At 37.0% G+C, this 21473-nt stretch carries 29 protein-coding genes; 22 read left to right on the top strand and 7 right to left on the bottom strand.

The features are described 5' to 3' along the window. Nucleotides 1-8: 8 nt before the first annotated feature. Both atpB and BM192_RS16245 read right to left on the bottom strand, forming a co-directional pair. Nucleotides 9-1139 carry a F0F1 ATP synthase subunit A gene (gene atpB, locus BM192_RS16240; RefSeq protein ID WP_037438453.1) on the bottom strand — a complete coding sequence of 377 codons (1131 nt, stop codon included), beginning with the start codon at nt 1137-1139 and terminating at the stop codon, nt 9-11. Nucleotides 1140-1156: 17 nt separating this feature from the next. Continuing rightward, the gene (locus BM192_RS16245; RefSeq protein WP_037438454.1) at nt 1157-1543 is read right to left on the bottom strand and encodes a hypothetical protein; all 387 of its coding nucleotides are present in this window, start codon (nt 1541-1543) and stop codon (nt 1157-1159) included. A 277-nt stretch (nt 1544-1820) separates the two neighbouring features. On the opposite strand from BM192_RS16245, the gene BM192_RS16250 reads away from it, so the two are divergent. From BM192_RS16250 to arsB, 20 genes are all read left to right on the top strand, one after another. Then, the gene (locus tag BM192_RS16250; protein ID WP_037438455.1) at nt 1821-3071 is read left to right on the top strand and encodes a site-specific integrase; all 1251 of its coding nucleotides are present in this window, start codon (nt 1821-1823) and stop codon (nt 3069-3071) included. A gap of 647 nt (nt 3072-3718) precedes the next feature. After that, nucleotides 3719-4096 carry a single-stranded DNA-binding protein gene (locus BM192_RS16255; protein WP_037438456.1) on the top strand — a complete coding sequence of 126 codons (378 nt, stop codon included), beginning with the start codon at nt 3719-3721 and terminating at the stop codon, nt 4094-4096. Nucleotides 4097-4139: 43 nt separating this feature from the next. Further along, complete coding sequence (locus BM192_RS16260; RefSeq protein WP_037438457.1) at nt 4140-5213, top strand: DUF932 domain-containing protein; 1074 nt, start codon at nt 4140-4142, stop codon at nt 5211-5213. A gap of 52 nt (nt 5214-5265) precedes the next feature. Then, nucleotides 5266-5748, top strand: coding sequence for a DUF1281 family ferredoxin-like fold protein (locus BM192_RS16265; protein WP_037438458.1), 483 nt, complete (start codon nt 5266-5268; stop codon nt 5746-5748). A gap of 11 nt (nt 5749-5759) precedes the next feature. Further along, nucleotides 5760-5972, top strand: a complete 213-nt coding sequence (locus BM192_RS21405; RefSeq protein ID WP_228459901.1) for a hypothetical protein — start codon at nt 5760-5762, stop codon at nt 5970-5972. Between the two features lie 144 nt (nt 5973-6116). Continuing rightward, the gene (locus BM192_RS16275; protein WP_037438459.1) at nt 6117-6299 is read left to right on the top strand and encodes a hypothetical protein; all 183 of its coding nucleotides are present in this window, start codon (nt 6117-6119) and stop codon (nt 6297-6299) included. A gap of 12 nt (nt 6300-6311) precedes the next feature. After that, nucleotides 6312-6914 carry a PRTRC system protein E gene (locus BM192_RS16280; RefSeq protein WP_037438460.1) on the top strand — a complete coding sequence of 201 codons (603 nt, stop codon included), beginning with the start codon at nt 6312-6314 and terminating at the stop codon, nt 6912-6914. 27 nt (nt 6915-6941) lie between these two features. After that, nucleotides 6942-7160 carry a PRTRC system protein C gene (locus tag BM192_RS16285; protein ID WP_037438461.1) on the top strand — a complete coding sequence of 73 codons (219 nt, stop codon included), beginning with the start codon at nt 6942-6944 and terminating at the stop codon, nt 7158-7160. A 15-nt stretch (nt 7161-7175) separates the two neighbouring features. Beyond that, nucleotides 7176-8342 (top strand): hypothetical protein, encoded by a 1167-nt coding sequence (locus BM192_RS16290; protein WP_037438462.1) that lies wholly within the window; start codon nt 7176-7178, stop codon nt 8340-8342. Then, complete coding sequence (locus BM192_RS16295; protein ID WP_037438463.1) at nt 8339-9061, top strand: PRTRC system protein B; 723 nt, start codon at nt 8339-8341, stop codon at nt 9059-9061. Before BM192_RS16290 ends, BM192_RS16295 begins: the two co-directional genes overlap by 4 nt. Next, complete coding sequence (locus BM192_RS21160; protein ID WP_234797576.1) at nt 9061-9327, top strand: ubiquitin-activating E1 family protein; 267 nt, start codon at nt 9061-9063, stop codon at nt 9325-9327. Before BM192_RS16295 ends, BM192_RS21160 begins: the two co-directional genes overlap by 1 nt. Beyond that, nucleotides 9255-9869, top strand: coding sequence for a PRTRC system ThiF family protein (locus BM192_RS16300; protein WP_234797581.1), 615 nt, complete (start codon nt 9255-9257; stop codon nt 9867-9869). The genes BM192_RS21160 and BM192_RS16300 overlap by 73 nt, the downstream gene beginning before the upstream one ends. A 476-nt stretch (nt 9870-10345) precedes the next feature. Continuing rightward, the gene (locus BM192_RS16305) at nt 10346-11881 is read left to right on the top strand and encodes a SulP family inorganic anion transporter (protein WP_002978310.1); all 1536 of its coding nucleotides are present in this window, start codon (nt 10346-10348) and stop codon (nt 11879-11881) included. Nucleotides 11882-11992: 111 nt separating this feature from the next. Continuing rightward, the gene (locus tag BM192_RS16310) at nt 11993-12322 is read left to right on the top strand and encodes an ArsR/SmtB family transcription factor (RefSeq protein WP_002978307.1); all 330 of its coding nucleotides are present in this window, start codon (nt 11993-11995) and stop codon (nt 12320-12322) included. Nucleotides 12323-12388: 66 nt separating this feature from the next. Next, complete coding sequence (locus BM192_RS16315) at nt 12389-12862, top strand: DUF6428 family protein (protein WP_002978305.1); 474 nt, start codon at nt 12389-12391, stop codon at nt 12860-12862. Nucleotides 12863-12874: 12 nt separating this feature from the next. Then, nucleotides 12875-13306 (top strand): DoxX family protein, encoded by a 432-nt coding sequence (locus BM192_RS16320; RefSeq protein ID WP_002978304.1) that lies wholly within the window; start codon nt 12875-12877, stop codon nt 13304-13306. Continuing rightward, on the top strand, nt 13296-14423 hold the full coding sequence (chrA, locus tag BM192_RS16325; protein ID WP_002978301.1) for a chromate efflux transporter: 1128 nt from the start codon (nt 13296-13298) through the stop codon (nt 14421-14423). Before BM192_RS16320 ends, chrA begins: the two co-directional genes overlap by 11 nt. A gap of 43 nt (nt 14424-14466) precedes the next feature. After that, on the top strand, nt 14467-15240 hold the full coding sequence (locus BM192_RS16330) for a metallophosphoesterase family protein (RefSeq protein ID WP_002978299.1): 774 nt from the start codon (nt 14467-14469) through the stop codon (nt 15238-15240). Between the two features lie 16 nt (nt 15241-15256). Further along, nucleotides 15257-15634, top strand: a complete 378-nt coding sequence (gene gcvH, locus BM192_RS16335; protein ID WP_002978297.1) for a glycine cleavage system protein GcvH — start codon at nt 15257-15259, stop codon at nt 15632-15634. A gap of 2 nt (nt 15635-15636) precedes the next feature. Then, the gene (gene arsB / locus BM192_RS16340) at nt 15637-16677 is read left to right on the top strand and encodes an ACR3 family arsenite efflux transporter (RefSeq protein WP_002978295.1); all 1041 of its coding nucleotides are present in this window, start codon (nt 15637-15639) and stop codon (nt 16675-16677) included. Nucleotides 16678-16679: 2 nt separating this feature from the next. Here the strand turns inward: arsB and nhaA are convergent, their stop codons facing one another. Both nhaA and BM192_RS16350 read right to left on the bottom strand, forming a co-directional pair. Further along, on the bottom strand, nt 16680-17867 hold the full coding sequence (nhaA, locus tag BM192_RS16345) for a Na+/H+ antiporter NhaA (RefSeq protein WP_002978293.1): 1188 nt from the start codon (nt 17865-17867) through the stop codon (nt 16680-16682). Between the two features lie 221 nt (nt 17868-18088). Beyond that, nucleotides 18089-18370: a transposase gene (locus tag BM192_RS16350; RefSeq protein WP_262496547.1), complete on the bottom strand. Its 282-nt coding sequence runs from the start codon at nt 18368-18370 to the stop codon at nt 18089-18091. 200 nt (nt 18371-18570) lie between these two features. On the opposite strand from BM192_RS16350, the gene BM192_RS16355 reads away from it, so the two are divergent. Together BM192_RS16355 and BM192_RS16360 are read left to right on the top strand one after the other, a co-directional pair. After that, on the top strand, nt 18571-19038 hold the full coding sequence (locus BM192_RS16355; protein ID WP_037438465.1) for a DUF1905 domain-containing protein: 468 nt from the start codon (nt 18571-18573) through the stop codon (nt 19036-19038). 96 nt (nt 19039-19134) lie between these two features. Continuing rightward, entirely contained in the window at nt 19135-20121 is a 987-nt protein-coding gene (locus tag BM192_RS16360; protein WP_037438466.1) for a hypothetical protein, read from the top strand. Between the two features lie 11 nt (nt 20122-20132). Here the strand turns inward: BM192_RS16360 and BM192_RS16365 are convergent, their stop codons facing one another. The 3 genes from BM192_RS16365 to BM192_RS16375 form a co-directional block, all read right to left on the bottom strand. Then, nucleotides 20133-20522, bottom strand: coding sequence for a response regulator transcription factor (locus tag BM192_RS16365; protein ID WP_037438467.1), 390 nt, complete (start codon nt 20520-20522; stop codon nt 20133-20135). Nucleotides 20523-20794: 272 nt separating this feature from the next. Continuing rightward, nucleotides 20795-21094, bottom strand: coding sequence for a helix-turn-helix domain-containing protein (locus tag BM192_RS16370; protein WP_037438468.1), 300 nt, complete (start codon nt 21092-21094; stop codon nt 20795-20797). Between the two features lie 13 nt (nt 21095-21107). Further along, nucleotides 21108-21386, bottom strand: a complete 279-nt coding sequence (locus BM192_RS16375; protein WP_037438469.1) for a helix-turn-helix domain-containing protein — start codon at nt 21384-21386, stop codon at nt 21108-21110. Nucleotides 21387-21473: the final 87 nt, after the last annotated feature.

The raw sequence follows: 21473 nt of genomic DNA on the forward strand, positions 1-21473 counted from the left end.
AATTCTAATTAGTGGTGTTCTTCTATCGCCATACCAATAAACAGGGCAGACAGAATGGTAAAAATAAATGCCTGGATAAATGCAACCAGTAATTCGATAGCACCAATGAACAGGGCAAAAGGAACAGATACGAAGGATACGTACACCGAGTTGAAAACGAAGATCAATCCGATCAGCGCCAGCACAAGAATGTGTCCTGCAGTAATGTTCGCAAATAAACGAATAGCCAAAGCGATAGGTTTAGTAAAGATACCGATAATCTCAACCGGAACCAGAACAATATACAACCACCATGGAACGTCCGGGGCGAAGATATGTTTCCAGTAATATTTGTTACCGTTAACCAGAATCAGGATTAAAGTAATCGAAGCTAAAACTACCGTTACTGCAATATTACCAGTCAGGTTGGCTCCTCCTGGAAGGAAAGGAATCAGACCAAGCATATTGTTAAACCAGATAAAGAAAAACACAGTTAACAGGTAAGGCATAAATCTTTCATATTTATGGCCCAGGTTTGGCTTAGCGATATCATCACGTACAAACAAGATGATAGGCTCCATCCAAGACTGCAATCCTTTCGGAGATAAACCTTTTCTTACTTTATAACCGTTGGCTACTTTCAGGAATACCGCAAGGATAACCAAAACAGAGATGAACAGTGTACAAACGTTTTTAGTTATAGAGAAATCAAGTGGACGTTTATTTAAAGAATGATGATTTTCATCTACCTCTACATACTGACCGTGCTCATTTGCCGCTTCAGATGCATAATAAATTTTCTCATGCAATTTCACGAAACGCTGACCACCTTTTTCAACAACCAGTTTCGCTTCATCATCATGATGGAAATCGTTGGAATTGAAAACAACCAGACCTGTATTCGTATACAGCATTACCGGAAGACCGATATAGGTATCTCCGATTACATGCCAGCTATGCGAATCCGCAATATGGTGCAGGGCAAACTTCCCTAAATTAAACTTCTTCTCTGCCTCTGGTTCGGCATGAGCGGTCGCTGTTACGTTCGATGTGTCTTCCTGTGCGTATAACACCGGTGTTACAAAGAAAAACGCTAAAAAAAGCGCAAATACAACAGTTAACCTATTAACTTTAAAATCAAAAACGTGGCTACAATCCATTTACTGGCAGATTTTTACTATTTATTTTGGTGGCGCAAGTTACACAACAGCGAGTATATTTCAAAGAAGCTGAACAATAAATATAAAGAAAAAAAGTTGAGTGCAAAAACTACCCCCTTTTCTTTGCTGTTCAGGCTGTAAATCAGCACAAAAGCCAATGAAAAAATCATTTTGAGTACAATCGAACCCATAATAGCCACTACACCGGCCTGAGGGTCCATTTTGATTCCGATATATGCAGTTAAATACGCGATATATGTAAGCCCGCCGAGGAATCCGAACAATAACCAGAATTTATCTACCAATAATCTGGTATCCGGAAATAGAAATGGAAGAGCAGCAGCGACCCCGGCCAGAACGAGACCATAGATCAGATAGAGGATAGTAAATCGGGGGAGTGTCAAAATAATTATTTTTAATAAAAAAGATTAGTAAAAAGCAAAGTTAAGCAAAACGATTAAATCCGTTGCTATACAATGTTTTATAAAGAAGTAGTCTTTATTTGGAACTCGGTGTCAGATAGGTTTTGGGCTTGAAATGACAAAGTTAAGTTACTAATTCGTTACCGATTAATAGAGGTTCCTTAATAGCTTAAACGGTTATATTTCAGTGTTTTGCACTTATTTTTATATTTCCTTGTAACTCAATGTAAATTAATTTTAAACATTAAACATTTGAGTTATGACGCAGACAAAAAAATCAACGTTCAAACTGCTTTTCTACTTGAAAAAGAACGAACTGAAAAAAAATGGTAATGCTCCAATTATGGCACGTATTACCATTGACGGAACACCTAAAACTTTTGGGACAAAGTTAGAAATTGACCCTAGCAATTGGGATCTAAAATATGGAAGAGTTGAGGGCAAAAGCGCAACAGCTTTAAATATTAATAAAAAGTTGGATAACATACGTGGGCGTATCGACAAAATTTATGAAGATATGCTGAAACACGAGGGCTTTGCTACTTCCCAAAAAGTAAAGCTCTCATTCTTGGGTGTTGGTGTAATGGATGATGCAATTCTAAAAGTCTTTAACGATAAAAATGAGGATTTTAAAAAATTAGTTGACAAGGAAGAACGTTCACAAAGCACCTACAACAAGTACATCACGGTTTATAATCATCTTACCACTTTTATCAAAGAACGCTATCATCGTGATGATATGGCCTTTCGGGAATTGACTGGAGATTTTATTAGGGAATTCGATTTTTATCTTCGGTACGATTTACAATCTACACATAATACGGTTTGGGTTTACACGATGCCCGTACTAAGTCTGGTAGAATTGGCTATAAAAAAAGGTTTGATACGTGATAATCCGTTTCAAGATTATGAAATTAATATGGAAGAAACCGACAGGGGTTATATTCTTAAAGAAGATGTAGAAAAACTGATGATGTGTGCACCGCCCCACCCACGGTATGAGCTTGTGAAAGATCTTTTTATTTTCAGTTGTTTTACCGGACTTGCTTATGCGGATATTAAAAAACTAACAAGGAACAATATTCAGTCTTTCTTCGATGGCCATCAATGGATCATCAGCAGAAGAAAAAAATCAGATATTGCTTCTAATGTTCGATTAATGGAAATCCCAAAACGTATTATAGAAAAATACCTCGGTAGCACTCGTAATGAGTTTATCTTTCCAGTTCCAACTAATGTAACCTGCAATACTCACATTGGCAAATTAATTGAAAAAGCTGAAATTATTACAGAACAAAAAGTAACTTTTCACACCGCAAGACACACATTTGGAACGATGTTTTTGACCGAAGGCGTACCTCTTGAAAGCCTTAGCAAAATGATGGGACATAAAAACATTTCAACTACACAGATTTATGCTAAAATTACCAGCCAAAAGATTAGTAAGGATATGGATTTAGTAGCTCCTAAATTTAAGGAGATTGAAGAAGCGTTTTTACAGGTTATATAGTTAATCACAATTTGATAATTACTAGCAGAACTTAACGGTTCTGCTTTTTTTATGCCCATATTTTATAGCCAAAGCACATTTACTTCGCTCTGCTATTCCCTTTCTGTAAAAGAGCTTTTCGGCTACTTCTGGAACAGAAGATTAAAAAATGTTGCCATCTACGCCTCCCACACAAATACATTTTCTAATCCTCTGCTAGTGTGGCTTTGATAACCCACCGCTTTAAAAAAGTGTTTTAAAAATTCAGCGAATTGGAAGTGTTATTTCAATTCACTGAAAACCATTTCTCAATGCCATCTTCTTGGCTTCCACATTCATTTTATCCAAAGACCCGTATGCTTTTTTGTCCCATTTCAAGAGCAAAGGTATTTCCGTGTTCTTAACGCATCACAAAGGTCAAGCAAGTTTGGAAAATAATCTCCACCCGTTGGGTAGTATTTTTTTCCAAAACCTTGGTGATGCTAAACACGAACCTTTTATGCTCGTGAAACGAAACATAGCATACTCCGGCTCTTTAAACGAATAAAAAAAAATGTCAGATATGAAGATTAAAAACATTGGAAATGGTAATGAAACGAAACAGCACCTCCTCTCATTGCCGAATAAATCAAAAAAAAATCAAAATCAATAACTAAAAATTAAAGAATATGAACATCACAGGAAGATTGACAAGGGATGCGGAAGTACGCATAACGTCACAGGACAAACAAGTAGTAAACTTTTCAGTAGCGACCAACGACAGCTACCGTAACAAACAGGGCGAACGCATAGAGCAAACAACCTATTTCGATTGCTCCTATTGGATAACCCCGAATGTAGCCAAGCTACTCACAAAAGGTACTTTGGTAGAACTATCGGGACGAGTAAGCACAAGAGCGTGGACAGGTAATGATGGAGAACCAAGAGCAGGACTGAATTTCCATACCTCTCAAATCAAATTGCACGGAGGTGGCAAAAAATCGGAAACGGCACAAGCTACCACAAGCACAAACAATAGCAAGGCAGAAGACGACCTCCCATTTTAATCAAGAACATTCAATCATTTTTAACATCAAAATTTCTAACATTATGGCACATAATATCAATTTTAACGAGAGAACAGGACGTTATTCATTTTTTAGCGTACAACAAAAAGCATGGCACAACTTGGGGCAAATCGTGAAGCAATACCCGACAAGCGAGGAAGCTATCAAACACGCAGGGTTAGATTACGAAGTCGTAAAATCCCCACTTTTTACCAAAGGTTCGGGCATTATCGAAACGGCTAACGGTATAGAGATAGGCAGTAGAGAATTAGAAGTTCCTAACTATTTCGCCAACATTCGCACCGATAACAATAAGGTATTGGGAGTAGTCGGCAAGGATTACCATATCGTACAAAACCGTGAAGCCTTTAATTTCTTTGATGCTATTGTAGGTGGTGGCGAGGGCATTCTGTACGAAACCGCAGGAGCATTAGGCAACGGAGAACGTATTTTTATCACAGCCAAACTGCCTGACTATATCCGTGTAGGCAATGGCGATGATGTTACGGAAAAATACATTTTCCTAACCACTTCGCATGATGGTAGCGGAAGTATCACAGCCGCATTTACACCAATCCGTATCGTTTGCCAAAATACCTTAAACGCTTCATTACGCAATATGACCAATGTTGTCCGTATCAAACACACTTCGGGAGCAAAAGGACGTATCGAGAACGCTCACAAGATTATGGGACTTGCCAACACATTGAGCAACCAATTAGAGGGAATTTTCAATGAATGGGCAAAAGTAAAGGTAACAGACCGAGAGGTTAAAAAGCTAATTCAATTGGCACTTTGCCCGAATAAGGAAACCTTTGATTTAATCAAAAAAGGTGCGGAAGATGAAATTTCAACCGTGTTCAAAAACACCGTTGAAGATGCTTTTGCATACGCAATGATAAGCGACACCCAACAAATGGATACGACAAAAGGAACATTGTTCGGAGCTTATAATGCGGTTACAGGTTACTATCAGAACGTAAGAAATTACAAGAATGATGAAGCCAAGTTGCAGAGCATTGTATTGGGTGGCACTGCTCAACTCAAATCACAGAAAGCATTTGAATTGTGTAATGGTTTTGCTTTAGATGGTGCAGAAACCCTAAACCTTAATTAAATAACAACAGGCTACCGCTTTAATCGGTGGTAGCCTACTAAAAACAAAAGTTATGGCAAATTGGTGCAGTAATACAGTTGTATTCGAGGGGAAACCCGAAACAATCACAGCAATACAGGAACTTTTTCAATCAATGAAGGAAAAGGAAGAAAAAATCGAAGAAGGACAATTACCCGAATTTATTTCTAAAGATAATGGTGGTTATTTCTTCAATATCTATTGGAATGAAGGCGATGAAGGACAATTTCAATATGAAACAAAGTGGTCACCAAATATGGAAATCATTCAAAAGATAGCGGAGCATTACGAAGTGAATTTCACACACGACTATGAAGAAATGGGCAATCTTGTATATGGCAGGGCAACATTTTATGACAAGCTACTCACAGATGTTTATTTGGAAGACGTGGATTTTGAGCAATACGAATTTGATGAAGAAAACGAAACCTACCATTTTGAGGGTAATGATTACGAAAGCGATTACGAGATATTAGAAAACTTGTTGGAGCGGAAAATTAAAATTCAAGAAACTTAAAACCAAAGGCAATGGAAACAAGAACAATAGCTACAAAGTTTGTACGCCAAGATGTACCCGAATTGGCAACCCTGCAAAATGCAAAGGTTTACCTATTAAGGGAAAAACTGAACAAAGGCGACAAGTTGAACCGAGCCGAAAAAAATTGGCTTGCCGAAGCAGTAAACCGAAACGCCTATTTCAAAAGAGCCGTCCCGCTTATGGGTTATCGTTTTGGTTTCTAGGATGTTTTAAAATCCTATATCGTAAAGCAGTACGGCAGTTGGGCAGAATACAACGCTCCCGACAAAACAAGTCTTAGAAGTATCATTTATGGTAGGATTGACCAAATAGCGGAAATCAGCAAATAACACTTAAAGCCAAGTACGATGAAAATCATAGATAAAAAAGGGAATTGGATTGAAGTTACCGACCTCATAAAAGCTATTCAACAAACAGGTTGGTATAAAGAATATCAGCACGACCCACCAACAGAAACAGACAAGGAAAGACAGGAATATTGGGCAGATATGCACGAGAAACTTAAAAAAGAAAAAAGTATTAACAATTAAAATTTTAGAACGATGAACACCAATTTTTTCAATCAGATACAGCAGTTAGACTTTACAGGAGTATTACAACTGAACATTTCAAAAGGAATAGAAAGCAACCTAATTGTAACAGTATTGCTCAATAACGAACAATGCGGAGATAGTGCAAAAAACCTAATTCCACCATTGACCTTTAACGCCACACCCCAGGAGTTTGACGAGGGATTTTTTGAGCAGATAACCACACCTATACAAAAGGTATCGAGCTTAATGGTGGATATGGAGAAATTTCAAAAGCAACTTGATGAAGCCAAAGCACAATCGGCAATCGAGAAAGCAAAAACCGAAAAAGAGAAAAAAGAAAAAGAAGTCAAAGACAAGAAGTTTAAAGATGCAATGGCAAAGGCGGACGAGTTGGAGAAAGAGGGCAAATTCCGTGAAGCGTGGATAAAAGTTCCCGATATAACGGAGTTTCCCGAAAAAGCAGACGAGATACGCAAACGCAAAACCTCATTATCAGACAAGTTTGCCACGCCGAGCCTTTTCGGAGCAATTGACGAAACAAAACCCAAACTTCTACAAGCGGAAGCAGTTGCGGACGATTATCCTATTGATGAAGCGGACGAAGAAGAATAAAAGTGTTAACCCCAAAATTAGAAAGTTATGTTATTAGCAACCCAATTAGAGCGAGTGTTTATACTCAAAGATAAAGGACAGGACATCAGACTGACCGACCCCGAACCACGTTGGAGCGTGGAAGCCGTAATGAATTTTTACGCCAATATGTACCCGATTTTGACAACGGCAAAAGTATCTGCACCACAAATAAAAGACGATGCAGTCGAGTACAAGTTTGAGAGTGTAATGGGTACGAAAGGTTAACCAAATATTAAAGCGATGAATTATGCAACGCAACATCATATCGGGAACTATCAGCATACCCGAACAGAAACGACAACGGCAATTGCACCGACAGTTGGGCGAGTTCGCCAATTTGATGCAAAGACCAAAGGACGCAAACCAAGTGCAGAAAGACAAGCAGAAATCCGTACCAATAGCAATGCTACCAATGGTATTCTAAAGTGTACGTTTCTGCCCAAACTAAAAACGGCATCATCCGTACAGGCTTGTCAGAAAACGGAGAGGGATTTTTACAAGTCCCTTTCCAAACTTGCCAAGCATTACAGGATTGAACCAATGCAGACCAACAGTTTTAAGTTTCCCTACAATATAACATTGGCTATGTGGGATATGGAAAACAAAGTAAAGCGTACCAACAGCAATTGGGATGGTTTCAGATTGGTAAAGGATAGCAGGAAAACCTATTTTATAGGCGAGGAACGATACAACACAGGAACAACCTTGTATTACATTCCCGTTGTGCCACTCTTTAAAATGCTCAAAGACCCAAAGCGTAAAAAGACCGCACAGCTTTTACTATCGGTATGTAGTTATCTGTATCATATCGCTCAAATTCCGTATTACAGGCAGGAAGAAAGTTATCTATATTGGTTGTACGAAATGATGACAGATTGGGTGGAACAAGACGAGGAAACGGCAGAAACCGAAACCAACAAACGTGAATTGAGAAATGCCGAATACATTGGCGATAAAATAGAAAAAAAGCTATTTAACCGTATCAATCTAAAGGTATTTGAACAGCGTTTGAACCGATTTAAAATTGCTGATGCGTTCGATAACGGATGCTGGCAAGTGGCTTGTAATGCGTTTGACCTTTTTACTGAATATCCGAATGCAAGCATTTTCCGAAACGCACCAATATCCGAAGAAGACCCTTATAATGATGATGACGAGAATGAAATAATCGGAATGGAAAAATACATTTCATTTATTGCAGATACTAAAGGCTGGTTGTACGAAAGTCTTTCAGATACCATCAACAATGAATTTAACGAGTACGGAGCAATGGCAGAACCTACTATTTCCAAGCGATTTGACGGAAGTGAAATACCAACAGCAAACCTTGATTTTGAGAACCGTTTATTTGGTTTATTGAATGATTTGAGTGGATTATTATATGAATACAAAACGATAGAAAAATGAACACCTTAAACGACATAACCAAAGACTTCGGCACATTGTACCATCCAAAATCTGCTTTAGTTTTCTACGAAGCCAATGGAAAAGATACCGATATGTTCGTGGAGCATTTTGATATGGACAACAATGGAATACCTATCAATGCGCATCCATTAACTGTAAAAGAAGCCAATGTATTGGCTAAGTCCTTACAGACCGATGATGAAAAGAACCAAGCTTTTTTAAAACCAAAAGGGATATTGCCCACTAATATTCTGCATATCAATCCGAGTGCTGAAAAAGCCACGGTATTATGGTACACGAAAGCAAAGCAAAGACAACTTTATTTTGTGGACAGTTTGGGCATACCCAACGGAAAAGCACAAGTACCGCCAATGCTTTGGTTGGCAAGCAAAAACAGCCTTTCTGTATTTGCTTTGGCAAACGACAGAAGACCCACCGAGAAAACGCCTTTGCATTATGCACCTTTCTTCAATATCTACGAAAAAGGCAATGTATGTATGGGTACTGTGGGTATTGACGTCAAAAATTCGGCTTCGGTTGAGGAATTTATACAGGCGTGGGAACATTATTTTTTCAATTCCTATTTCAGTCATTCATTATGCGAAAACGTGACAAGAAAAAACATTGTAACCCTTTGGAAAGACCTTATCAACACAGATAAACCCTTTCGTAAAGAGGTATTGAAAAAGAACAATAAAACCCTTAAAAATCTATTGTGATGAATACAGCAAAAACAGCAGTACATTTTACAGATAATTACCTGCTCAATCCAACCAATCCGATTTCGGTAAACCTTATCGGAGCAGGTGGCACAGGTTCAAAAGTATTGACCGCCTTAATGGAAATAAACGAAAGTTTGATAGCATTGGAACACGCAGGGTTACAAGTGTCCGCCTTTGGGATGATGATGTTATCACAAGTGCCAATTTGGGCAGACAGCGTTTTGCAGAAAGTGAAACAGGATTATACAAATCCGTTGCTTTAATCAACCGATGCAACCGTTGGGCAGGTACAAATTGGAAAGCCGAAACGGTAAAATTTGAAAAAGATAATTTTGGCAGATTGCCCGAAGAAGCAAGGGCAGTTATTACCATTACTTGTGTGGATGGCGTACAGGCAAGGTTTGGCGTTGCTGAAATTTTAAAAGAAATAAGCTACCGCAGACACTATCAAGATGAGCCAAAATATTGGGTTGACTTTGGAAATAGCCAACACACAGGGCAAGTTATATTATCCACCATCGGAGAGATAAAACAACCAAATTCTGAAAAGTACGAAACGGTGGCAAGCCTGCCATTTGTTACCGATGAATTTGGCGAACTATTGAAGCAATCTGAACAAGAGGACAGCACGCCAAGTTGCTCACTTGCTGAAGCGTTGGAACACCAAGATTTGTTTATCAATTCATCGCTTACACAAATGGGTTGTTCTTTGTTATGGAACTTGTTTCGCAGGGGAATGACTGAATACAAAGGATTTTTTCACAATCTGAAAGATTTCCGCACCCACCCGATAAAAGTTGCCTAAAAGCCGAAATCGGCGGGCAAAAATGCAATTCCTCCCTACGGTCGGAAACGCATTTTTGCGGTTTAAAGCGGATGCAATCACTTTGCAAAAATGCACCGGCTCACAATTCCATTTCCTTACATTTTACCAAACAGGTTGCGAGTTTTTTGCGTGGGATATTCAGTATCCCATTTTTTGTTTTTGGTAATGACTTCTTTTCTTTTCACACAGCGACCAAAGAAAAGATTCTGTGTTGTAAAACAATTTTTTTTAGTTTTTTTGGTGTTAAATTGTGTACAATAACTATAAATTGTACTTTTGCACCACTCAATGAAAAGAACAGTACAAATATCATCCCAAGTTACTCCGCCTTGATCTTAGGCTAACTGTTATATTTCCCAATTTTAATTTATTGGCTTTTTTATCGTACCCAAAGGTTTTTTCTTTTGGTGCATCTCTTTTTTATTTACATTTTTAATATTTAAACATACTTTTTTATGCAGAAAGTTATTAATCTGTTTGATTTCAAACAGAAAATTAATTACAAAAACGAAATTCTTGCGGGTCTTGCGGTGGCTATGACCATGATACCTGAGTCTTTATCCTTTGCTATTCTGGCAGGGCTTTCGCCTTTGACAGGGCTTTATGCAGCTTTTTTAATGGGTATTGTTACTGCAATTTTGGGAGGCAGACCCGGAATGGTTTCTGGGGGAGCCGGAGCAACGGTAGTAGTACTTATCGCATTGGCAGCATCACACGGTGTGGAATATCTTTTTGCTGCGGTTATATTAGCAGGTGTACTGCAATTTTCAGTAGGAATTTTTAAACTGGGTAAATTTGTCCGCCTGATCCCACAACCAGTAATGTATGGTTTTTTAAACGGCCTTGCAGTAATCATTTTCATGGCACAGGTAGCTCAATTTAAAGTTGTAGAAAACGGGATAGAAGGTTGGATGCAGGGGCCGGCGCTTTATCTAATGGCTGGATTGACATTATTAACTATAGCCATCGTATTTATATTGCCAAAATTTACAAAAGCGGTTCCTGCATCTTTAGTAGCAATAATAGTTGTCTTTGGTATTGTATATTTTTTCGGCATCGATACTAAAAAAGTTATTGATATCGCCTCTGTAGGAGGCTCTTTACCTTCATTTCACATCCCTGCTATTCCTTTTACTCTGGAAACATTGAAAATTATTTTCCCTTATGCCTTGGTAATGGCAGGGGTTGGATTGATTGAAAGTCTGTTAACGCTTAATATGGTTGATGAAATAACCGGCACAAAAGGACAATCTAACCGTGAGGCTGCCGCACAAGGTATAGCCAATATCACCAACGGTTTCTTCGGAGGAATGGGTGGATGTGCAATGGTTGCCCAGACTTTAGTGAATGTAGGAGCTGGAGGAAGAGCCAGACTTTCTTCAATAGTTGCAGCCATAGCAATCTTATTGATCATTCTTGTTGCTGGTCCTGTAATCGAGCAAATTCCAATGGCGGCATTAGTCGGGGTGATGATGATGGTAGCTATAGGTACATTTGAGTGGGTCAGCTTTCGAATTATTAATAAAATGCCTCGACACGATATTTTTATTGGCATGTTGGTAGCAGTTATAACCATAGTATTGCACAACTTAGCTTTAGCGGTTTTGATTGGTGTAGTCATTTCGGCTCTAGTATTTGCCTGGGAGAGTGCTAAAAGAATACGTGCAAGAAAATATGTAGATGAAGATGGTGTAAAGCATTACGAAATTTTTGGGCCGCTCTTCTTTGGTTCTACTGCCGCATTTATTGAAAAATTTGACGTACTAAATGACCCGAATGAAGTTGTAATTGATTTTAAGGAAAGTAAAGTAGTTGATATGTCTGCTATTGAAGCTTTAAATAAAATTACGGAGAAGTATCACAAGGAAGGTAAAAAACTACATTTACGTCATTTAAGCCAAGATTGCAGGCAATTACTTAAAAATGCAGAAACAGTTATTGATGTGAATATTATTGAAGATCCTACCTACAAAGTAATGACTAATAAATAGCATCGGAATACCCAAGTTTAATATTACAACTACAGCAATAATTTTAAAAAAAATTATTGCTGTTTAAATTTATTATCGTAATATTGCGATATATTTATTTTTATAAAACTGATGGGTGTCACAAAAACCGAAATTTTTACAGAACAGCAGAACCATTTAGCTAGTATTTTAAAGGCACTGGCTCATCCTGCTCGTATAGCTATACTGCAACATATCATTAAACAAAATGCCTGCATCTGTAATGATCTTGTAGAAGAATTGGGATTGGCACAAGCGACAATTTCACAACACTTGAAAGAGCTGAAAAATATTGGTATCATTAAAGGAAATATAGAAGGAACTAGTGTATGTTACTGTATTAATGAAACAGTCTGGAATGAGATTAAGAAGGAACTCAATAGCTTTTTTGTCGAGAATGTAAATAGTAAAGAATGCTGTTAAGCTTTTTTTTAACACCAAATCATCGTAACATTGCAATATAACATTTATTGAGTTAATATCAGAAATATGAAGCTATCAAAAATTAAAGAAATCCTGCCAACATTAGTAAATGTTGGATTTCAATTAGAAAACGGAACCTTAGTTCCAGAACATTTCCACGTTACCGAAGTGGGACAAATTACTAAAAACTTTATAGACTGTGGTGGCGTAATCCGTTCGGAAAAAGTTGTAAACTTCCAATTATGGAATGCAGACGATTTCGAGCACAAATTAAAGCCAGCTAAGCTATTAAACATCATCAAGCTATCCGAAGAAAAATTGGGCATAGAAGATGCGGAAATTGAAGTGGAATACCAAAGCGAAACGATTGGTAAGTATGATTTGGATTTCAACGGAGATACATTTGTACTGAAAAATAAAACAACAGCTTGTTTGGCTCAAGATGCCTGCGGTATTCCTTCCGAAAAAGTAAAGAAAAATTTGGCAGAACTGCCTGTAAATAATGCTAATGCTTGTACTCCAGGTGGCGGATGTTGTTAAAATTGAATTTTTATGTTTTCAAAAATCATTCATACAGATAATTCAAAGACAACAATCATAATCCGACTGATTGTTGGAGGTGTTTTTTTATCGGAGGGCATTCAAAAATTGCTGTTTCCTGCCATTCGTGGAGCGGGACGGTTTGAAAAAATTGGCTTGCCATCGCCTGAATTTTTTGGAAGTTTTGTAGGCATATTTGAAATCCTTTGCGGAGCGTTTATTTTGCTGGGGTTGCTTACAAGGTTAGCAAGTATTCCGCTCATCATCATTATGCTGGTTGCCATTGCCACGACCAAAACATCTATTTTGGCTAGCGAGGGTATTTGGGAATTGCTGCACGGCAGCCGTACGGATTGGGCGATGCTTTTGGGAAGTATGTTTTTGTTAATCAAAGGCGGAGGTAATTGGTCTATTGATAAAATCGTAATGAGAAATGGAGCGTGATATTCAAATAAAGGAAATTGCCAAACTCTTTCTAAAGCTCGGTTTTATTGGTTTTGGAGGTCCCGCGGCTCATATTGCTATGATGCAGCAGGAGGTAGTAGTGAAAAGAAAATGGATGAGCGAACAGCATTTTTTGGATTTGTTGGGAGCTACTAATCTCATTCCTGGCCCCAACAGTACAGAAATGGCGATACACATCGGCTATGACAAAGGCGGTTGGAAAGGATTAATCTTTGCAGGGTTATGCTTTATTTTACCTGCGGTTTTCATTACCGGGATATTTGCATGGTTGTATCAGCAATACGGACAATTGCCCGAAGTACAGCCCTTTATTTACGGTATCAAACCTGCAATCATCGCTATTATCATAGGAGCTGTTTTTCCATTAGCAAAGAAATCAGTAAAGTCCACATTCTTGGCGGTTGTAGGTATTCTTGTTTTGGTACTGTCATTATTCGGCATTAGTGAAATCTATTTGATGTTTGGAGCGGGATTGCTGGCAATGGCCTTGTATTACCTTCAGGATACAAAAAATACGCTCCAAAGTTTTATCCCGCTCGCATTCTTACAAATCGCACAAAGCCCCTTACTGTCTGAAACAAATACCAAATTATTTTGGATATTCCTGAAAATTGGTGCTATCCTCTACGGAAGCGGTTATGTTCTTTTCGCCTTTTTAGATACGGAATTAGTTGCAACGGGCTTACTCACCCGGCAGCAATTAATGGATGCTATTGCTGTTGGACAGTTTACCCCAGGTCCTGTTTTTTCTTCAGTTACGTTTATTGGCTATCAAATCAACGGACTATCCGGAGCAGTTATTTCTACGATTGCTATTTTTCTGCCGTCGTTTATTTTAGTAGCATTGCTAAATCCCTTGATGAAAAAAATGCGCCAATCTAAAGGACTGTCCATTTTTCTCGATGCGGTCAATGTGGCATCTGTTGCAATCATAGCCGCTATTTGTCTTACAATGGGCAAAGAAACTATTACTGATTGGCGGACGATATTAATTGCAATGATAAGTGCGATCGTAGTTTTCAAATTCAAAAAAATAAATAGTGCCTTTGTGGTTATTGGAGGAGCATTATTAGGGTATTTATTTAATCTTATCTAAAGTTATCTTAAACAAAATATTTAAACAATAAAAATTAGACAAAATGAAAATAGCATTATTCAGTGATATTCACGCCAATTTACCTGCATTAGAAGCATTTTTTGAAGATGTTGAAAAAAGAAAACCAGACAGTATTTATTGTTTGGGCGATTTGGTGGGCTATAATATTTGGCCAAACGAAGTGGTAAACGAAATCCGTAAAAGGAGAATACCAACCATTGCCGGAAATTACGATTTTGGCATTGGCAGAATGAGCAACGAATGCGGTTGTGCCTACAAAACAGACAGTGAAAAAGATAACGGAAATATTTCTATTTCATTCACAAATTCTTTGATGAAAGATGAAGAAAGAGCGTATTTGCGTACACTTCCAGCCCATATCAAAGTAGAATTTCAACTGAATGAAGATAAATTGAATTTGCTTTTGGTACACGGAAGTCCGAGAAAAATAAACGAATATCTTTTTGAAGACCGTGAGGAAAAAAGTATGCTTCGCATTATGGAGCAAGCCGATGCAGACATTATGTGCTTCGGACACACACACAAACCTTATCACAGAGTTTTAAATTCGGGTATTGACGGTCAAAATCATTTCAGACACGCCATTAATATCGGTTCGGTTGGTAAACCGAAGGACAGCGATGTAAGAGGCGGTTATGTAATGTTTACGATTAATGAAAACAGTTCTGTGTTGGACAAAGATAGTATCAGTGTAGAATTTATACGCTTTGATTATGATATTGAAAGGGCTGCAAAAGCAGTTGAAGAAAGCATTTTACCAAACGAATACGCAGAAAATTTAAGAAGAGGTTACTAATCTAAAATTTATAAAAATGGAATTTCCAACCGAAAGAAAGTATTCAAAAGAACATACCTGGATAAGCATACAGGACAACACAGGTACAATAGGCATTACAGAATTTGCGCAAAGTGAATTGGGCGAAATCGTATATGCGGATTTACCAAACGTTGGATATAGTTTTCAGCAGGACGAAGTATTCGGCTCTGTTGAAGCAGTTAAAACGGTCAGTGATTTATTTATGCCTGTATCGGGTAAAATCACTGAAACGAACGAACTACTTTTGAAAGCACCAACACTCATAAACGACCATCCTTATAAAGACGGTTGGTTGATTAAAATTGAAATAAAAGACATTACAGAATTAGAAGACTTATTGACATCAAACCAATATAAAGAACTTACAAATTAGCAATGCAACCAAAATTAAAATTCTTAGACAGATACCTTACTTTATGGATATTCCTTGCAATGGCAATTGGCGTGGGTTTGGGTCATTTCTTTCCCAATATTTCTAATGTTACCAACAGCTTATCTGTTGGCACTACCAATATTCCATTGGCAATAGGATTGATATTAATGATGTACCCCCCCTTGGCAAAGGTTGATTATTCCTTATTGCCCAAAGCATTTAGAGATAAAAAAGTAATTGGCATATCCTTATTGCTCAATTGGGTAATCGGCACGCTATTGATGTTTGGATTAGCGGTTTTGTTTTTACGTAACGAACCCGATTATATGACAGGCTTAATTCTTATCGGTTTGGCAAGATGTATTGCCATGGTCATCGTCTGGAGTGACTTAGCTAAAGCAAACAGAGAATATACAGCTATGTTAGTTGCATTAAACAGCATCTTCCAGATATTTACTTACAGCTTTTTAGTTTGGTTATTCATCAACGTATTACCTGCAAAATTAGGATTAGCCAATTTCAATGTAAGCGTATCCATGAAAGATGTTACCGAAAGCGTATTGATATATTTAGGTATTCCATTCCTAGCAGGTTTTTTAAGCCGTTACTTCCTTATAAAATCAAAAGGTATAGAATGGTATAACCGAAAATTCGTCCCCGCAATATCGCCAATTACCTTGTACGCTTTACTGTTTACGATAGTATTAATGTTCAGCTTGAAAGGCGATAAAATATTGGAATTACCAATGGATGTAGTAAAAGTAGCCATACCGCTAATCATCTATTTTGTGTTGATGTTTTTCGTGAGCTTCTTTATCAATAAATCTCTTAAAGTTCCTTACGACAAAAACGCATCCATCGCATTTACAGCCACAGGAAACAATTTTGAATTAGCAATAGCCGTAGCAATATCGATTTTCGGCATTCATTCGCCACAGGCATTTGTGGGTGTTATCGGCCCACTGGTAGAAGTTCCGGTACTGATATTATTGGTAAAGGCAAGTTTATGGCTAAAGGAGAAATATTATAGTAAAAAAGACTGAATTTAAATTTCAGTCTTCTTACTCTTTCTTCTACTTGATAAATTCAAAATCACATATCCTATTATACCCGCAATGAGTGATGTTATTAAAACAGATAGCTTGGCCTCTTCAATGAAAACCTGATTGTCAAATGAAAGCATAGATATAAATATGGACATTGTAAAACCTATTCCAGCTAATAATCCTAAGCCAATAATGTGAATAAAGTTACTGTTTGCAGGAAGTTGACCTATCCCTAATTTAGAGCATATCAAAGAGGTTACAACAATGCCAATGGGCTTACCAAAAATCAATCCCAGTGAAATACCTAAACCTAAAGGGGAAGTCAGTCCTTCTATCATTTCCTGATGAATTGTAATATTTGTATTGGCGAATGCAAAAATGGGAATAATTAGAAAGTTAACAGGTTTTACAAGTGCATGTTCTAGTTTCTCTAACGGAGATTCAACTTCTGTATCATTGGTTGGCAAGGTCATCGCTACCAGTACACCTGCTATAGTGGCATGAATGCCAGAATGATGCACAAAATACCATATAAACACTCCTGGTATTAGATATAGATAGGGATTCTTAATATTGAATCGGTTCATCAAAATCAGTACTAGTATTCCAATTCCGGCATAGCCTAGATAGCCTAACTCAATTCCGGATGAATAGAAAATGGCAATTACTAAAATAGCTATGAGGTCATCCACTATCGCCAAAGCCGCTAAAAATATTTTTAAACTGGTTGGTACTCTTTTGTCTAACAGCGAAATTACGGCCAATGCAAAAGCAATATCGGTAGCCATGGGAATACCCCAGCCGGAAGCTGTCGGGGTTCCTGAATTAAAATATAAATAAATCAATGCGGGGACAACTGCTCCACCGATAGCAGCAAGGATAGGCAAGATTGCTTTTTTAGGAGAAGAGAGTTCTCCTTCAACAATTTCTCTCTTAATTTCCAGACCTACCAACAGAAAAAAGATTGCCATCAATCCGTCGTTGATCCACATACTTACGGAATAATTGAGGTGTATGGCTTCATTTTCATACCCCAGCTTTGTGTCCAATAAATTTTGTAGCGGAACGGCCATTGATGTATTTGCCACTATCATTGAAATCACTACGCATAAAAAAAGGAGGAAACCTCCAAAATTACTTGATTGAACAAAGTCTTTGAAAATATTTAAATTGATCTTATCCTTCATGTTTTAAATGTAAAAGTTAAATATCGCAATTTACCAATATTAACTTACTCTGCCTCATAGATGGGTTCTAAATCTATGAAATAAGCTTAATTTGGGTAATAAATCCGTGTCACTTTGTAGTGAAGATCTATTAAAATTATGCATGTAAAATCCTGACATAATAGCTAGTAAGCTAATACACTTTAAAATTGTAAGGAACTGTGTTGGGGCTATTTCCTTAATTATGGTAATGTTATAACTTCTGATGAGATTATTTTGCGTTCATATTCTGAATCATAATAGGCATTACTTTTCCATAATATGTATGTCAATTCCAATAATTTCCTTTGGATGGCAACTATAGCCTTCATTTTAATCCCATGCCTTGAAACTATTCTTAAGAAAATATCTCTGAATCTTTCATCAGTCCTGATTGCAGCCAGTGCCGGAAAGTGCATTACTTTCCTTAAATTCCGATTACCCCGCTTGGATTTAAAGCAAAATCTGCTCTCGCCCTTCTTCACTTAGATTATATTATACAAACATAGGAGAAGCAAAAGAACGTCGCCTGATTAATGATGGTTTATAATAGAATATTTGCCATAACCCTAGCATCTAATTCATTAAATTTGTCCTTAAAACAAATAGACTAATTCCTAAACAAAATACCCAAATTTTCTAAATTAAGGGGTTAGCGGTAAAGCTATAATACAGGTCATAAAAGATGAAATACTTAGTAAAGAACAAGGAGCTCGAATTGAAATATGAAGCAGGTAAAGGTGCTTGGACATATCACATCCAAGTACCTAACACTAAACATATCGTAGGAAAATGGGGCTCATTGAAAGTATCTGGTACAATTGACAACTACACAATTGACAGTATTAATTTGTTTACGATTGGAGGACAAGACAAGCTAATTTCAATTAATGACAAAATCAGGAAAGCAATCAGCAAAAGTGGTGGCGACACTGTAACTGTGACACTTTACTTATTGACTTCAAAGGAGCCGATTACAGAAAAAGAAATATTAGATACTTTTAGAAATTCGGGTGTTTTAAAATCGTTCAATAAATTACCAAAAGAAGATAGGATCAAAATTATTGAAAAAATATCCTCTACAAAATCCGAGGACAAACAAGTAAATCTAATTTTGAAATACATTGACCAATTGGGTGACGACAATGATTAAGCAGTCTTCACTTGATTTCCTTTCTACTCTCAAGCACAATGGTTTGAACAAAAAAATGGCATTACTTTAAAACTGTCAGTAAAAATAAATTTCAAAATGATTGAAACTGAAATCTCAATAACCGTAAACAGGAAATCCGATATTACCTTATTAGAGCAAACAATCGTCGGTAACAAGTTCCAATTTCCGGTTTACATTCGGGAATATGAATTTAGCTATCAAATAAATTTTACAAGTGATTATGAGGAATGGGAATTAGACACGGCTATTCTCAATTCTTTTCCTGGATATGAATTTACCACCGACCTTGAAAAAGGACGGAAGGAAATACGGGTTCAAATATCCCGATACCAATCAGAATTATCGACTGATGGCTGGGGAAGACGGATTGAAAATCCTTTGGATGAAACGAAATATCTTGTAAAAGCATCGGTAAATAATCCTGAAAAGTTCAACCCTAAAATCAAAGTCTTGTTTGAAGATAAAGAGCAGTACTACTTTGTAAATATTGCAGATGGTGTTAACAGTGCTACTGAAGAAAAAGGTTTTTTGCTTCTGGATCATTTTAAAACCAATGAAACGGATGAAGCAACATTTTTTGATAGATTATACAAATCTCCATTAGAAGCTTTTCATTCAGGATACTATAAGTTATCTGAATTGGTTGACAAGGATTTTAGCACTTATCTTGAAAACAAAAAGAAAGAAATCAGAGAAATTCAAAAACAACCACGAAAAATCATCAGAGATTTTATAAACGCCTTTAACAGTTCCGATGAAAGTAGTATCCTGAAAAATCTTGACGAAAATATCATTTTTGAAGTTCGTAAAAACTGGAAAACATTATTTGAAATCGAAGGGCTTTCAAAATTCAAAGAGTATCTGAACTCATCCGATCAACAATTGTGTGGTAAGAATTTTAAAATCAGGTCATCTTGGAGTTTTAGTTTACCCAACGTGACTATTGGAATAAAATATTTTCCGCCAGCTACAGAACAGGATATGCTCCCTATTCAAAAATATGAGCAGATAAGGTTTGTACTAAATGATAAAAAAATCGCTAGTATTTTGTATGAGAATTAGTGAATTTTATCCTAATTGATAACGGCTTCTATTACTTTTCTAAAATATTCCGCATCATTACCAATCAGCAAGTAACTTGAAAAACCAATATCTAAAAGATATTTACCCACTTTCTCATCATCAATATCACTATGTGCAATAAGTTTTATAGTTGGATATTTTGTTCTTAATTCTTGAAGTTCAACAAAAACATTCTTGTTGTAAAAATCAAGGTCGATAATACAAATTTTTGGGAGTTCATTTAATGAAGATAATTGTGATAGTCCATCTTCAATGCTTTCCGAACGAAATAAGACTTCAGTTCCTGAAGCAATGAGGTCTTTACAAATGAAATCTAAAATTGGGCTTTTATCATTGATAAAGGCGAGTGTAATTTTTTGTTGGGATGTACCAGTTTTCATATCATCATACTTTTTTAAAGTTGATGTAGCCCTGCACAAAAAGAAAGCGCAGGCAACTACACTTACCGCACATTGAGGCACTGGTATACCCGACAACGAATAAGCGAGCGCCCACGCCTATGGCATGAGCGTTCTTCCTTATTGTCCCGTTGTCTAAAAATTACCAGTTTTCAATGTGGGACTTAAAGCAAAAACACTTTAAGTATTTCTATATTTTACATAGCAAAGATACTAAACTCTTGCTATTAGATGTATTAATGCAACAAAAAAGCTTAGTCTGAATTAGTTTTGTGATTGATATAATTCTGCTCCAATATTGTCATCAAATCTGTTTCCTTATAAATAATTTTGCCACCAATCTGAATATAAGGCAGGATATTATCATCACGATATTGCTGTAAAGTGCGTTTGCTAATGTGTAACAGTTTGCATACATCTTCGCCCGACAAATAAATTTCTCCATTCATTACAGGACGATAGTTTTTTAATATGCTTTCAATACGGTTTCTCAACATCAAAATCATTTCTTGATGGGAAATGATTTCTTCATTCTCATTCGTCAATAAATCCATTGTCATTGGTATTTTAAGGTTGGTGGGCTTCGAGCAAAGCCTGTACATCCGAGCGTTTATAATAATTCTTCCGGTTTAGTTTGGAATAAGGCAATAAGCCTTTGTCCTTGTAGGTCTGCAAAGTCCGTTTGGTAATATCCATCATCAGGCACACTTCCTGGTTATCGAGCCATTTTTCTTCTTTAAAAATTGAAGTGTATTTCAGTGTGGCATTTTCGGTCAATTCCAAAAGTGCTTTCAGTTCATTTTTCATTCCGTCCAATACGGATTTTTGTATTGCGATAACTTCCATTTTTTGCTCAATTTTGCTGTGGAAGTCGAATTTATCAAGGATTTGTAAAGGCTTGGAAAATGTTGTATTGATTGTCGTTGAAAGGTA

Origin of the sequence: Pedobacter antarcticus (assembly GCF_900112985.1) — a bacterium.
Taxonomy (GTDB): Bacteria; Bacteroidota; Bacteroidia; order Sphingobacteriales; family Sphingobacteriaceae; genus Pedobacter; species Pedobacter antarcticus.